Here is a 13,508-nt window from a genome sequence, read left to right on the forward strand (position 1 = left end):
TTCGTGAAACAGTTGCCCTCAATTATATCGACCGACCCCCTGACCGATCCCCCGGAAGGGCCTGAACCTGAAGAGGGCGCCGATCTCGCGGAGCCCAGCGAGTTGCGGCCCTTCGCCATCGACGCCGCGCAGCACGGGCAGCGGCTCGACCGCGCCCTGGCGGCGCTGGTGCCCGAGTTTTCGCGCAGTTACCTTCAGCAACTCATTGAGGCCGGCGCCGTCGAGCTGCAAGGGCGCACGCTCACCAAGGTCTCTGCCACGGTGCGCGCGGGCCAGTCGGGACGCATCGAACTGCGGCCCACGCCCCAAAGCCAGGCCTTTCGGCCCGAGGCGATGGACCTGGTCACCGTCCACGAAGACGAACACCTGCGAATCATCGACAAACCCGCCGGCCTGGTGGTGCATCCGGCGCCGGGCCACTGGAGCGGCACGCTGCTGAACGGGCTGCTGGCGCTCGACCCGAAGGCCGTGCTGCTGCCGCGCGCGGGCATCGTGCACCGCCTCGACCGCGACACCAGCGGCCTGATGGTGGTGGCGCGCACGCGGGCCGCGATGGACGCCATGGTGGCGCTGATCGCTGCGCGCGACGTGAAGCGCCAGTACTTGGCGATGGGGCACAAGGCCTGGGAAGGCGCGGCGGCGCGGCAGGTCGATGCGCCGATCGGCCGCGATCCGCGCAATCGGCTGCGCATGGCCGTGGTCGACCTCGAGCGCCACGCGGGCAAGACCGCGCGCACCTTGATCGAACGGCTCGACAGCCACACCGACGGCTGCGCGGTGCGTTGCACGCTCGAAACCGGTCGCACCCACCAGATCCGCGTGCATATGGCGTCGATCGGCCATCCGCTGGTCGGGGACGCGCTGTATGGCGGCGCGCCCGCGGCGGGGCTGTCGCGGCAGGCGCTGCATGCGTTCCGGCTGGCGTTCGTGCATCCCGTCACGCAGCAGGCGATGGAGTTTCGTTCGCCACCGCCGCCCGATCTGGCCCAGGCTTTGCAGACCTGGGGGCTGGATTACAATCGCGCCTGACGGCCCGAGGGCCGCGCCGGCCACCCGATGCCGGCCTTGCGTTGCACTCGCCGCGTGCCGGCAACGCCTACCCCTTCCATCCATCTGAACAAGCGTCGCCAGGCGCCTTTTTCCGGATAACGCGAACCATGAATACGGCGGATGCCAAGCGCATTCTCGAAACCGCCTTGATCTGTTCGAGCCAGCCGCTGCCGGTGCGCGACATGCGCGTGCTGTTCGACGACGAGCTGGGCGTGGACACGATCAAGGTGCTGTTGCTCGAACTGCAGGAAGACTGGGCGCAACGCGGCCTGGAGCTGGTGAGCGTCGGCAGCGGCTGGCGTTTCCAGAGCCGGCCCGAGATGCGCGATGCCCTTGATCGCCTGCATCCCGAGAAGCCGCCGCGCTACACGCGCGCCGCGCTCGAGACGCTGGCCATCATTGCCTACCGGCAGCCGGCCACGCGCGGCGACATGGAAGATATCCGCGGCGTCACGATCAACTCGCTGATCCTGAAGCAGCTCGAAGACCGGGGCTGGGTCGAGGTGATCGGCCACCGCGAAACGGTCGGCCGGCCCGCGCTCTACGCGACCACCCGCCAGTTCCTCGACGACCTGGGGCTGGCCTCGCTGGACCAGCTGCCGCTGGTGGAAACGCCTGCGCAGCAGGCGGCGCTGGTTGACGCACTGCAGCAGGCCGCGGGTGACCAGCCGGGGCTGCCGATCGACGGCGATGCGGCGGAAGAGGCCGTTGCGGAATCTGTAGAGGTCGCAGCGCCAGCAGATGAAGAAGAAGGCGTGCAGGCGGAACTCGCCATGGTCGATGCGCCGCCCGAGTCGGCTGAGCTGGCAGAGGTCGTCTCGACCGACGCGGCAGAGTTTGCCGAAGAGGTGGTGGCGATCGCCGAGGCCGCCGAGGCCGCCGAGGCCGCCGAGGCCGCCGAGCCCGTCGATGAGGCGTTGCCTGTGTCCGAGCCAGAAACCGGCGAGCCGCCCGCCGAACCCGAAGTGGCCGCCGTGCCCGAAGAACCCGAATCCGACGTCCCGTCCCCCGCAGCGGACGAGACCGACCCCCACGACCCCCACGCTGTTTCTCCCGGAAAAACCCCATGAGCTCATCCGACACCGACGACGCAGCGATGCTGCCGGTCGAACCCGAAGTCAAGAAGCGGAAGCGGGCCGCCACGCCCAAGAAGGTGACGGAAGTTGCTGTTGAATCCGTCGCTGCGCCCGCAGAGCCGGCAGGGGCCGAGGCCGGGGAAGCGCCGAAGAAGCCGCGTGCACCCCGCAAGAAGAAGGTGGTCGAGGCGCCGGCTGCCGATGAGCAATTGGTGAGCGCGGCGGAAGTCGCTCCTGCTGCGGAAGCTCCCGCGACGGTCCAGCCCGATGTGGCGCCCGTGGCTGCGGAAGTGGTGGCAGCCGAGGCAGACGAGCCGGCGCCGGTCGAAGCACAGCGTCCCCAGATGTCCGACGAAGACCAGGACGACGACCGTGGGGACGACGAAGACGACGAGGAAGACGAGCCCGACGAAGAGGAAGACGACCTCGACCGCGCCCGTCGCGCCGCCGAGCGCGAGCAGCGCAATGCGCCGCCGACCGAGCCGATCCGTTTTGCCGACGTCATTTCCGGCCAGTTCGACGCCGACGAGGAAAGCCCCGAGGTGCCGCCGCTCAAGCGCGTGCTGCTGCCCGAGGCCGATTCGCCCAAGCTGCACAAGGTGCTGGCGCAGGCCGGTCTCGGTTCGCGCCTCGAGATGGAGCAACTCATCTTGCAGGGCCGCATCTCGGTCAACAACGAGCCGGCCCACATCGGTCAGCGCATCCAGTACGGCGACCAGGTCAAGATCAACGGCAAGCCGATCCGCTACCGCATCGCACCGCCGCCGCCGCGCGTGATCGCGTACCACAAGCCCGTGGGCGAGGTCGTCACGCACGACGACCCGCAGAACCGCCCGACGGTGTTCCGCAAGCTGCCGCGTCTGCAGCAGGGCAAGTGGCAGTCGGTCGGCCGGCTCGATCTGAACACCGAAGGCCTGCTGCTGTTCAGCAGCTCCGGCGACCTGGCCAACCAGCTCATGCACCCGCGCTTCGGCCTGGAGCGTGAGTACGCGGTGCGCGTGCTGGGTGCGCTCACCAGCGAAGAAAAGAAAAAGCTGCTCGAGGGCGTGCGCCTGGACGACGGCATGGCGCAGTTCGGCACCATCGAAGACGGTGGCGGCGAAGGCTCCAACTGCTGGTATCGCGTGACCATTTCCGAAGGCCGCAACCGCGAGGTGCGCCGCCTGTTCGAGTCGGTGGGCCATGCGGTCAGCCGACTCATCCGCATCCGCTACGGCGCGATGGTGCTGCCGCGCGGTCTCAAGCGCGGTGCCTGGATGGAGCTGGACGAGCGCGACATCCAGGCGCTGTTCCAGGCTTCGGGCGGTGCGCAGGCGCGACCGGCGGGTCCGTCGCAGCGCGGTCCCGGCGGGCCGGAGGGTGGCGGTCGCAACGGCCGGAACAAGAAGCGCCGCGGCAACAACAACAACCGCAACGGCGGCATGGGTGGCGGTCAGCCGCGTGAAGCGCGCGGCGAAGCACCGATCCCGAGTCCGCTGGGCGACGGTCGTCCGCCGCGCGGTGAGCGTGGAGGGCGCGGTGGTCCCAATCGGGGCGGTGGCAACGGTGGCCCGCCACAGCAGGGGCGCCGCGGCAACGCCGGTCCCGGCAACCGTCAGGGTGGCCAGGGGCAAGGGCAGGGCGGCGGTGGCAACCGGTCGGCGGGTGCTGGCGGTGGCGGCGGTGCGAACCAGCCCGATCCGATGAAGACCTCGCTCGGCTACATCGGTGCCGACAGCTTCTCGCGCCAGCGCAAGGAACAACGCGGCGGTCCGGGACGCCGCGGCGGTGGTGGCGGTTCGCAAGGCGGCGGTGGTGGCTTTGGCGGTGGTGGCGGCGGACGCCGTCGCGGACGCTGAAAGCCAGCCGTCGGAGCGCGGCCTTTCGCGGGGTTTTCACCAATCCCGCAGGTCGCGCCGGTTAAAATCAGAGGCTTTGTCGACGTGCCGCGAAACAAACTCGTTGCAGTTGTGACAAAACACTTCAAAATCAAAGCTCAGGAAGCATTTCAATGGCTATCGAACGTACCCTTTCCATCATCAAGCCCGACGCCGTCGCCAAGAACGTCATCGGCAAGATCGTTTCCCGCTTCGAGGCTGCCGGCCTCAAGATCGTCGCCGCCAAGCTGGTTCACCTGTCGCGCAACGAAGCCGAGCAGTTCTACTCGGTGCACAAGGAGCGTCCCTTCTTCAAGGACCTCGTCGAGTTCATGATCTCGGGCCCCGTGTTCGTGCAAGTGCTCGAAGGCGAGAACGCCATCGCCAAGAACCGTGACCTGATGGGCGCCACGGACCCCAAGAAGGCAGCCGCCGGCACCATCCGCGCCGACTTCGCCGACAGCATCGACGCCAACGCCGTTCACGGCTCGGACGCGCCCGAAACGGCTGCCAACGAAGTGTCGTTCTTCTTCGCCGGTCTCAACGTCTACGCACGCTGAAGCCGTTGCTCGCCTGAATTCATGACCACAGCCAATCTGCTCGAATTCGATCTCGACGGGCTGGCTGCGTTCTGCGAAAAACTCGGCGAGAAAAAATTCCGCGCCACGCAGCTGTTCCGCTGGATCCACCAGCGTGGCGCCAGCGACTTCACCCAGATGACCGATCTGGCGAAGTCGCTGCGCGAGAAACTCGCGACCACCGCGCGCGTGGAGGCCTTGTCGGTCCTCACGCAGCATGAATCCAAGGACGGCACGATCAAGTGGCTGTTCGACGTCGGCGGCGGCGATGCGGTCGAGGCCGTGTTCATCCCCGAAGACGACCGCGGCACGCTGTGCGTGTCGTCGCAGGCCGGTTGCGCCGTGGGCTGCCGCTTTTGCTCGACCGGGCATCAGGGCTTCAGCCGCAACCTCACCACGGGCGAAATCGTCGCCCAGCTCTGGTTCGCCGAGCACTTCCTGCGCAAGCACCTCAAGCGCGACGAGCGCGTCATCTCCAACGTGGTGATGATGGGCATGGGCGAGCCGCTGCAGAACTATTCGGCGCTGGTGCCCGCCTTGCGCACCATGCTCGACGACAACGCCTATGGGCTGTCGCGCCGCCGGGTCACGGTGTCGACCTCCGGCGTGGTGCCGATGATCGACCGCCTGGGCACCGATTGCGCCGTGGCCATGGCTGTCTCGCTGCATGCGCCCAACGATGCGCTGCGCGACGACCTCGTGCCGCTCAATCGCAAGTACCCGATCGCCGAACTGCTCGAGGCCTGCAAGCGCTACCTCGTGCACGCGCCGCGCGACTTCATCACCTTCGAATACTGCATGCTCGACGGCGTGAACGACCAGCCCGAACATGCGCGCCAGCTGATCGAGCTCGTGCGCAAGCACGACGTCTCGTGCAAGTTCAACCTGATTCCGTTCAACCCGTTTCCGGCGTCGGGCCTGCTGCGCTCGCCGCAACCGCGCGTGCTGGCCTTTGCCCGCACGCTGAGTGAAGCGGGCCTCGTGACCACCGTGCGCAAGACGCGCGGTGACGACATCGATGCCGCTTGCGGACAACTCGCCGGCGACGTGAAAGACCGCACCCGTGCGGCCGAGCGCATGGCCCAGCGCCGTGCGGCGGTGGCCGAGCGTCCCGTCGTTCTGCACCCGACCCGCGCCAAGACCCCCAAGACCACCGTTCCCCAGGAGCATTGACGCAATGAGCATGGCCTTTCCGACGACGACCGCGAGCGTGCAGCGAGTGCTGAGCGCAGGAATCGCGAGCGTCGCCGTGGCGCTTCTTCTCGCGGGCTGCGTCAACACGCGAACCACCACCACCGGGCTTGTCGGCAGCGGGGCCGACAGTGGTACCACTGCCGTGACCGACGTCGACGAAAACAACCGTCGCCGTGCCCGCCTGCGGATGGAGCTGGCCGCCGGCTACTTCGAGCACGGCCAGCCCTCGGTCGCCCTCGAAGAGCTCAAGCAGGTGCTGGCCATCGACCCGAACTACGCCGACGCCTACAACTTGCGGGGCCTGGTCTACATGCGACTGGACGACGCCGGTCAGGCCGAAGACAGCTTCCGCCGGGCGGTCGCGATCAATCCGCGCGACGCCAACACGCGCCACAACTATGGCTGGCTGCTGTGCCAGCAGAACCGCTACGGCGACGCCGCGCAGCAGTTCGCCGCGGCACTGGCCGTGCCCAGCTATGCCGACCGTGCCAAGACGCTCATGACCCAGGGGGTGTGCGAGCTCAAGGCCGGCCAGCGGCCGCAGGCCGAGCGCAGCCTCCTGCAGGCCTACGAGCTCGATGCCGGCAATCCGGTGGTCGGCTTCAACCTGGCCTCGGTGCTGGCGCAGCGCGAAGAATGGTCGCGCGCGCAGTTCTACGTCCGCCGTGTCAACAACAGCCCCTCGGCCAATGCCGAGACGCTCTGGCTCGGCATCAAGATCGAACGGAAGCTCAACAACCGCGAGGCTGTCGCGCAGCTGGGCGGTCAACTGCAACGACGTTTCCCTCAATCGCGGGAGGCAATGGCGTACGAGCGCGGGAATTTCAATGACTGAACGGGTTTCGGAGTTCGGGACGTCCGCGGCACTGCCGCTGGCAGAAGGCGACGTCGCGCACAAGACGGCCGGCGACATGCTGCGCGAGGCGCGCGAAGCGCATGGCCTGCACATCGAGATGGTGGCCGCGGCGCTCAAGGTGCCGCCGCAAAAGCTGATCGCACTCGAGGCCGACGACATCGCCTCGCTGCCCGACCCGGTGTTCGCCCGGGCCCTGGCCAGCAGCGTGTGCCGCGCACTGCGCATCGATCCGGCGCCCGTGCTCGCCAAGCTGCCGGGCGCGCAACGCGCACCGCTCGCTGAAACCAATCGCACGTTGAATGCCCGCGTGGTCTCCGACACGCCGCGCTGGAACGGTGGACGCTCCGGCGGCCTGCCGTCGCGCGCGCTGCTGACGGTCGTGGTGCTGCTCTTGATCGGCGCCGGCGTGCTGTTCTGGATGCCGCAATCGGCGTTCGACCAGATCGGCGCCTCCGTCGCGCGGCTGACCGCAAAGAACGAGGGCGAGACCATGCCGCCGCCCGCTGATCCGGCCGATGTCTCGGAGCCCGTGCCGACGCAGGCCGTGGCGCCGACCGGCCCCGTGGGCGCCGCACCGGCCGCCGGCGTGGCGGCTGCCGCGCCAGCCGCCCCGGCCTCCGCGCCCCTCGCGACCGTCGCCAACACCAGCACCGCCAGCAGCCAGCAGCTCGTCTTCGTGGCGCGCGAGGAATGCTGGATCACCGTCACCGAAGCCGGCGGCAAGCAGCTGCTGCGCCGCAGCCTGCAGGTCGGCGAGACCGTCGGGCTGTCCGGCACGCTGCCGCTGTCCGTGGTGGTGGGGCGTGCATCGGCCGTCGATGTGCAGGTGAACGGAAAGCCCTACGATCTGAAGCCTGTCACCCGCGGTGGCGGCGTGGCGCGTTTCGAGGTGAAATCGTGACAACCGACTGCACTCCCCAACCCATCGAATCGGCGGCGCCCAAGGCGCGCCGCTCGCGCCAGGCCAGCGTGGTCTGGGGCCCGCGCATCGTCACGGTGGGGGGCGACGCGCCCACGCGCGTGCAGTCGATGACCAACACCGACACGGTCGATGCCATCGGCACCGCGATCCAGGTCAAGGAACTCGCCATTGCGGGCTCCGAGATGGTCCGCATCACCGTCAACACGCCCGAGGCCGCCGCTCAGGTGCCCTACATCCGCGAGCAGCTCGACCGCATGGGCATCGACGTGCCGCTGATCGGCGACTTCCACTACAACGGCCACCGCCTGCTCACCGACTATCCGGCCTGCGCCGAGGCGCTGAGCAAGTACCGCATCAACCCCGGCAACGTGGGCAAGGGCGACAAGAAGGACAAGCAGTTCGGCCAGATGATCGACGCGGCCATGCGTTGGAACAAGCCGGTGCGCATCGGCGTGAACTGGGGCAGCCTCGACCAGGAACTGCTCGCCAGCCTGATGGACACCAACAGCCAGCGCGCCGAGCCCTGGGACGCCAAGCAGGTGATGTACGAGGCGCTGATCACCTCGGCCATCGAATCCGCGAAGCTGGCCGAGTCGATGGGCATGGCCGGCAACCAGGTCATCCTGTCGTGCAAGGTGAGCGGCGTGCAGGACCTGATCTCGGTCTACCGCGAACTCGCGAAGCGCTGCGACAACCCGTTGCACCTGGGCCTGACCGAGGCCGGCATGGGCACCAAGGGCACGGTGGCTTCGGCCACGGCGCTGTCGATCCTGCTGCAAGAGGGCATCGGCGACACGATCCGCGTGTCGCTCACGCCGCAGCCGGGCGAGTCGCGCACGCAGGAAGTGTTGATCGCCAACGAAATCCTCCAGGCCTTGGGCCTGCGCGTGTTCGTGCCGAGCGTCACGGCCTGTCCGGGCTGCGGCCGCACCACGAGCACCACCTTCCAGGAACTGGCCAAGCAGATCGACGACTACCTGCGCCTGCAGATGCCGGTCTGGCGCAAGAAGTACCCCGGTGTCGAGACGCTGAAGGTGGCCGTCATGGGCTGCATCGTCAACGGCCCCGGCGAGAGCAAGCACGCCGACATCGGCATCAGCCTGCCCGGCACGGGCGAAGCGCCGGCCGCGCCGGTCTTCATCGACGGCGAAAAGGCCCTCACGCTGCGCGGCGACAATATCGCCAACGAGTTCCACCAACTCGTCGAAACCTACATCGAAAAGCGCTTCGGCAGCGAACACGCTGTCCTGGCCTGACACCTCCGCAGACTCATGGCTGAAAAATTGAATGCCGTCAAAGGCATGAACGACATATTGCCGCCCGAATCGGCGCGCTGGGAGTGGCTCGAAGCCACCGTGCGCGAGCTGATGGGGCGCTATGCGTACCGCAATGTCCGCACCCCGATCCTGGAGCACACGGCGCTGTTCGTGCGCGGCATCGGCGAGGTGACGGACATCGTCGAGAAGGAGATGTACGCCTTCGAAGACCGTTCGGACAAGCATGGGCAGTCGGAGCACCTGGCGATGCGCCCGGAAAACACGGCCGGCCTCGTGCGTGCCGTGATCGAGCACAACATGCTCTACGAAGGCCCCAAGCGCCTCTGGTACACGGGCCCGATGTTCCGCCGCGAAAAGCCGCAGCGCGGGCGCTTCCGCCAGTTCCACCAGATCGGCGCCGAGGCGCTCGGTTTTGCCGGACCCGATGTCGACGCCGAACTGATCCTGCTGGCCACCGCGCTGTGGAAGGCCATCGGCCTGACCGACGTGCGCCTGGAGCTCAACAGCCTGGGCCAGCCGGCCGAGCGCGCGTTGCACCGCGCCCAGCTCATCGCCCACTTCGAGCAGCACGCCGACAAGCTCGACGAGGACGGCAAGCGCCGCCTGCACAGCAACCCGCTGCGCATCCTCGACACGAAGAACCCAGCCATGAAAGAGGTGGTCGAGTCGGCGCCGAAGCTGATCGACTTTCTCGGTGCCGAATCGCTGGCGCACTTCGAAGGGCTGCAGGCCATCCTCAAGGCCAACGACATCGCCTTCACAATCAACCCGCGCCTCGTGCGCGGACTCGACTACTACAACCTCACGGTGTTCGAGTTCGTGACCGACCGCCTCGGCGCGCAGGGCACGGTGTGCGCTGGCGGCCGCTACGACGACCTGATCGCCCAGATCGGCGGCAAGCCGGCGCCCGCGGTGGGCTGGGCCATCGGCGTCGAGCGCGTGCTCGACCTGCTGAAGGAGCAGGGCGCCGAAGTGCCGGCACCGGTGCCCGACGTCTATGCCATCGTGCCCGACGCCGCCTCGATGCCCGTCGTGCTGCGCGCCTTGCAGCAGCTGCGCGAAACCGGCGTGCGCGTGCAGATGCACGCCAGCACCGCCGAGGGCCTTGCGAGCTTCAAGGCGCAGATGCGCAAGGCGGACGCCAGCGGTGCCACCTACGCGCTGATCTTCGGCGCCGATGAACTTGCACGCGGTGAAGTGACTCTCAAGGCCTTGCGCGACGCCAGCGTTGCGCAGTCCGCCCGTTCACTTGCTGAAGTGACCACCTGGGCCGCCACCCTACAATCGCCGGCTCCCAACCTCTGACAGCGCATGGCCACCCATCTCGACCTCGAAGAACAGGAACAGCTCGACCAGCTCAAGCATTTCTGGAACACCTACGGCACCCTGATCACCTGGACCGTGCTGCTTGTCGCCGGCGCCTTCGTGGCCTGGAATGGCTGGCAGTACTACCAGCGCACCAAGGCAGCCCAGGCCGCGGCCCTTTATGACGAGGTCGAGCGCAGCACGCAGTCGGGCGACGTCGAGCGCATCCAGCGCGTGATGACCGACATGAAGGACCGCTTCGCAGGCACCGCCTACGCGCAGCAAGCCGGCCTGCTGGTCGCCAAGACGCTGTTCGACAAGGGCAATGCCGACGGCTCGCGCGCCGCGCTGGGCTGGGTCGCGCAGAACGCTGTCGACCCGGGCTACCAGGCCATCGCCAAGCTGCGGCTCGCGGCCGAACTGCTCGACGCCAAGTCCTACGACGACGCGCTCAAGCAACTCGACGGCAAGGTGCCGACCGAATTCGAACCGCTGGTGGCCGACCGCAAGGGCGACATCTACATGGCGCAAGGCAAGCGCGACGAGGCGCAGGCCGAGTACCGCAAGGCCTGGACCGGCCTTGGCGCCGGCTCGGACTACCGCCGGCTGGTCGAGATCAAGCTCAACGCGGTCGGTGTCGACCCGAAGACCCTGGCGCCGACCGTCACCGTGACGCCCGCCGTCCCCAAGAACTCCTGATCGCACACCCTCATGAATTTCAAGCGTTTCATGCCTGAATCGACCGCCCTGCGCGCGGGTTCTGCTCTTGTTCTGGTAGCGCTCCTGGCCGCCTGCTCGGGCTCCGGCAAGCCCAAGCCCGCCGAGCTGCCGGCCAACCCGTCCCTGATGGGCGTGCGCCAGGCCTGGAACGTACGGATTCCGGGCGTCGAATTCCCGCTCACCGCCGATGTCAGTGGCGACATCGTGACCGTGGCCGGTAGCGACGGCACGGTCGTCGCCATCGATGCCCGCGCCGGTCGCGAAACCTGGCGCGCCAGCGCCGGCGCGCCGCTGGCGGCCGGTGTCGGCAGCGACGGTTCGCTGACGGCCGTGGTCACCACCAACAACGAAGTGGTCGCCATCGAGAACGGCAAGGTGCTGTGGAAGCAGCGCCTGTCGGCGCAGGCCTTCACCGCGCCCCTGGTGGCCGGCCGCCGCGTCTTCGTGCAGACCGCCGACCGCAGCGTCAGCGCCTGGGACGGCCAGAGCGGCCGTCGCCTGTGGCAGCAACAGCGCCCGGGCGAAAACCTCGTGCTGCGCAAGTCGGGCGTGCTGATCGCGGTCGGCGACACGCTGGTTGCCGGTCTGGGCGGCCGACTCGTCGGCATGAACCCCGGCAACGGCAGCTCGCGCTGGGAAGCCCCCATTGCCGCGCCGCGCGGCACCAACGACGTGGAACGCCTGGTCGACCTGACCGGCAGCGTGAGCCGCTACGGCGACACGGTCTGCGCACGCGCCTACTACGCCAGCGTCGGCTGCGTCGACACGCTGCGCGGCCAGTTGCTCTGGAGCAAGCCGGCCTCGGGCGCCGACGGCGTGAGCGGCGACGAGCGCTTTCTCTACGGCACCGAATCGGATGGCAGCGTCACCGCCTGGCGTCGCGCCGACGGCGAGCGCGCCTGGCAGATGAGCCGCCTGAAGAACCGCGAACTGACCGCGCCGCTGGCCGTGGGCCGCTCGCTGATCATCGGCGAGAGCACCGGCACGCTGCACTTCGTGTCGCGCGAGGACGGTGCACTGCTGAACCGCGTCACGCCCGACGGCTCGGCCATCACCGTGACGCCGGTGCTGGCCGGCAACACGGTGGTCGTCGTGACCGCCAAGGGTGGCGTGTTCGGCTACCGTCCTGAATAATCATTTTTTGTCTTTCTCTTACTTCCAAGGCCCGACCATGAAAACCGCGCCATCGAAAGGCCGGCCATGAAGCCGGTCGTGGCCCTGGTCGGCCGTCCCAACGTCGGCAAGTCGACGCTCTTCAACCGCCTGACCCAGACGCGCGACGCCATCGTCGCCGACTTCGCCGGCCTCACGCGCGACCGCCACTACGGCAACGGCCGCCTGGGCAAGCACGAGTTCATCGTGATCGACACCGGCGGCTTCGAGCCGGATGCCGGTAGCGGCATCTACAAGGAAATGGCAAAGCAGACGCGGCAGGCCGTGGCCGAGGCCGACGTCGTGATCTTCGTGGTCGATGCCCGCGAAGGCCTCTCGGCGCAAGACCACGACATCGCCAACGAGCTGCGCCGGCTGGGCAAGCCCTGCGTGCTGGCGGCCAACAAGGCCGAAGGCATGCACGACGGCACCAAGCTGGTCGACTTCTACGAGCTGGGCTTCGGCGACGTGCACGGCGTGTCCGCGGCGCACGGGCAGGGCATGCGCGACCTGGTCGAGCTGGCGCTCGCGCCGCTGAACCTGGCCGACCCGGACGACGAGGAAGACGAAGACGACGTCAACAAGCCGATCAAGCTGGCCGTGGCCGGCCGGCCCAACGTCGGCAAGTCGACGCTGATCAATACCTGGCTGGGCGAAGAGCGCCTGGTGGCCTTCGACATGCCCGGCACGACGCGCGACGCCATCTCGGTGCCGTTCGAGCGCAATGGCCAGCGCTTCGAGTTGATCGACACCGCCGGCCTGCGCCGCAAGGGCCGGGTGTTCGAGGCGATCGAGAAGTTCTCGGTGGTCAAGACGCTGCAGGCCATCGAGTCGGCCAACGTCGTGCTGCTGCTGCTCGACGCCACGCAGGGCGTGACCGACCAGGACGCGCACATCGCCGGCTACATCCTCGAAAGCGGACGTGCGGTGGTGATTGCCATCAACAAGTGGGATGCGGTCGACAGCTACCAGCGCGAGCAGATCCAGCGGCAGATCGAAACCCGCCTGCCGTTCCTCAAGTTCGCGTCATTGCATTTCATCTCGGCCATCAAGCGCCAGGGCCTGGGCCCGGTGTGGCAGGCCATTGCGCAGGCCCACAAGTCGGCCACGCGCAAGATGTCGACGCCGGTGCTGACGCGCCTGCTGCTGGAGGCGGTGCAATTCCAGGCGCCCCAGCGCGGTGGCATGTTCCGGCCCAAGCTGCGCTATGCGCACCAGGGCGGCATGAATCCGCCCGTGATCATCATTCACGGCAATTCGCTGGAGCATGTGACCGACGCCTACAAGCGTTTCCTGGAAGGGCGTTTCCGCAAGGAATTCGACCTCGTGGGCACGCCCTTGCGGATCCAGTTCAAAAGCTCGCAGAATCCGTTCGTGGACAAGGACAACTGAGGGCGCTTGGCTGCCGATGGCAGCCGTTGAGCCGCAGCAGGAGCGGAAGTTCCGTCTTTTGAGAACCGTTATTTTCTCAAGGCTTTTGACCCCGATTGCTGCGGCGCAGAAACCCTGTGTTAAGGTCATC

At 67.9% G+C, this 13,508-nt stretch carries 12 protein-coding genes; all 12 read left to right on the forward strand.

Translation table 11 applies throughout. The features are described 5' to 3' along the window. Positions 1–3: 3 nt before the first annotated feature. The 12 genes from VHAB30_RS07920 to der all read left to right on the forward strand — a co-directional run bounded on the left by VHAB30_RS07920 (position 4) and on the right by der (position 13,378). Positions 4–1,029: an RluA family pseudouridine synthase gene (locus tag VHAB30_RS07920; protein ID WP_390903974.1), complete on the forward strand. Its 1,026-nt coding sequence runs from the start codon at positions 4–6 to the stop codon at positions 1,027–1,029. Between the two features lie 128 nt (positions 1,030–1,157). Then, a complete protein-coding gene (gene scpB, locus VHAB30_RS07925) occupies positions 1,158–2,120 on the forward strand; it encodes an SMC-Scp complex subunit ScpB (protein ID WP_159276502.1) in 963 nt (320 codons plus the stop codon). After that, a complete protein-coding gene (locus VHAB30_RS07930; RefSeq protein WP_159276504.1) occupies positions 2,117–3,964 on the forward strand; it encodes a pseudouridine synthase in 1,848 nt (615 codons plus the stop codon). Before scpB ends, VHAB30_RS07930 begins: the two co-directional genes overlap by 4 nt. Before the next feature lie 152 nt (positions 3,965–4,116). After that, positions 4,117–4,542 (forward strand): nucleoside-diphosphate kinase, encoded by a 426-nt coding sequence (gene ndk, locus VHAB30_RS07935; protein WP_013542117.1) that lies wholly within the window; start codon positions 4,117–4,119, stop codon positions 4,540–4,542. 21 nt (positions 4,543–4,563) lie between these two features. After that, positions 4,564–5,733, forward strand: coding sequence for a 23S rRNA (adenine(2503)-C(2))-methyltransferase RlmN (gene rlmN / locus VHAB30_RS07940; RefSeq protein WP_139706583.1), 1,170 nt, complete (start codon positions 4,564–4,566; stop codon positions 5,731–5,733). 4 nt (positions 5,734–5,737) lie between these two features. Next, positions 5,738–6,589: a type IV pilus biogenesis/stability protein PilW gene (gene pilW, locus VHAB30_RS07945; protein ID WP_095745652.1), complete on the forward strand. Its 852-nt coding sequence runs from the start codon at positions 5,738–5,740 to the stop codon at positions 6,587–6,589. Next, a complete protein-coding gene (locus tag VHAB30_RS07950) occupies positions 6,582–7,511 on the forward strand; it encodes a helix-turn-helix domain-containing protein (protein WP_159276520.1) in 930 nt (309 codons plus the stop codon). Before pilW ends, VHAB30_RS07950 begins: the two co-directional genes overlap by 8 nt. After that, positions 7,508–8,788 carry a flavodoxin-dependent (E)-4-hydroxy-3-methylbut-2-enyl-diphosphate synthase gene (gene ispG / locus VHAB30_RS07955; protein ID WP_070061008.1) on the forward strand — a complete coding sequence of 427 codons (1,281 nt, stop codon included), beginning with the start codon at positions 7,508–7,510 and terminating at the stop codon, positions 8,786–8,788. Before VHAB30_RS07950 ends, ispG begins: the two co-directional genes overlap by 4 nt. Positions 8,789–8,803: 15 nt before the next feature. Further along, positions 8,804–10,114, forward strand: a complete 1,311-nt coding sequence (hisS, locus tag VHAB30_RS07960; RefSeq protein WP_159271538.1) for a histidine--tRNA ligase — start codon at positions 8,804–8,806, stop codon at positions 10,112–10,114. A gap of 6 nt (positions 10,115–10,120) precedes the next feature. Beyond that, a complete protein-coding gene (locus VHAB30_RS07965) occupies positions 10,121–10,813 on the forward strand; it encodes a YfgM family protein (protein ID WP_159271539.1) in 693 nt (230 codons plus the stop codon). Positions 10,814–10,825: 12 nt separating this feature from the next. Beyond that, the gene (bamB, locus tag VHAB30_RS07970; RefSeq protein ID WP_062480765.1) at positions 10,826–11,968 is read left to right on the forward strand and encodes an outer membrane protein assembly factor BamB; all 1,143 of its coding nucleotides are present in this window, start codon (positions 10,826–10,828) and stop codon (positions 11,966–11,968) included. A gap of 66 nt (positions 11,969–12,034) precedes the next feature. Beyond that, positions 12,035–13,378: a ribosome biogenesis GTPase Der gene (gene der / locus VHAB30_RS07975; protein WP_062480763.1), complete on the forward strand. Its 1,344-nt coding sequence runs from the start codon at positions 12,035–12,037 to the stop codon at positions 13,376–13,378. Positions 13,379–13,508: the final 130 nt, after the last annotated feature.

This window comes from Variovorax boronicumulans, assembly GCF_009811375.1.
Classification (GTDB): Bacteria; Pseudomonadota; Gammaproteobacteria; order Burkholderiales; family Burkholderiaceae_C; genus Variovorax; species Variovorax boronicumulans.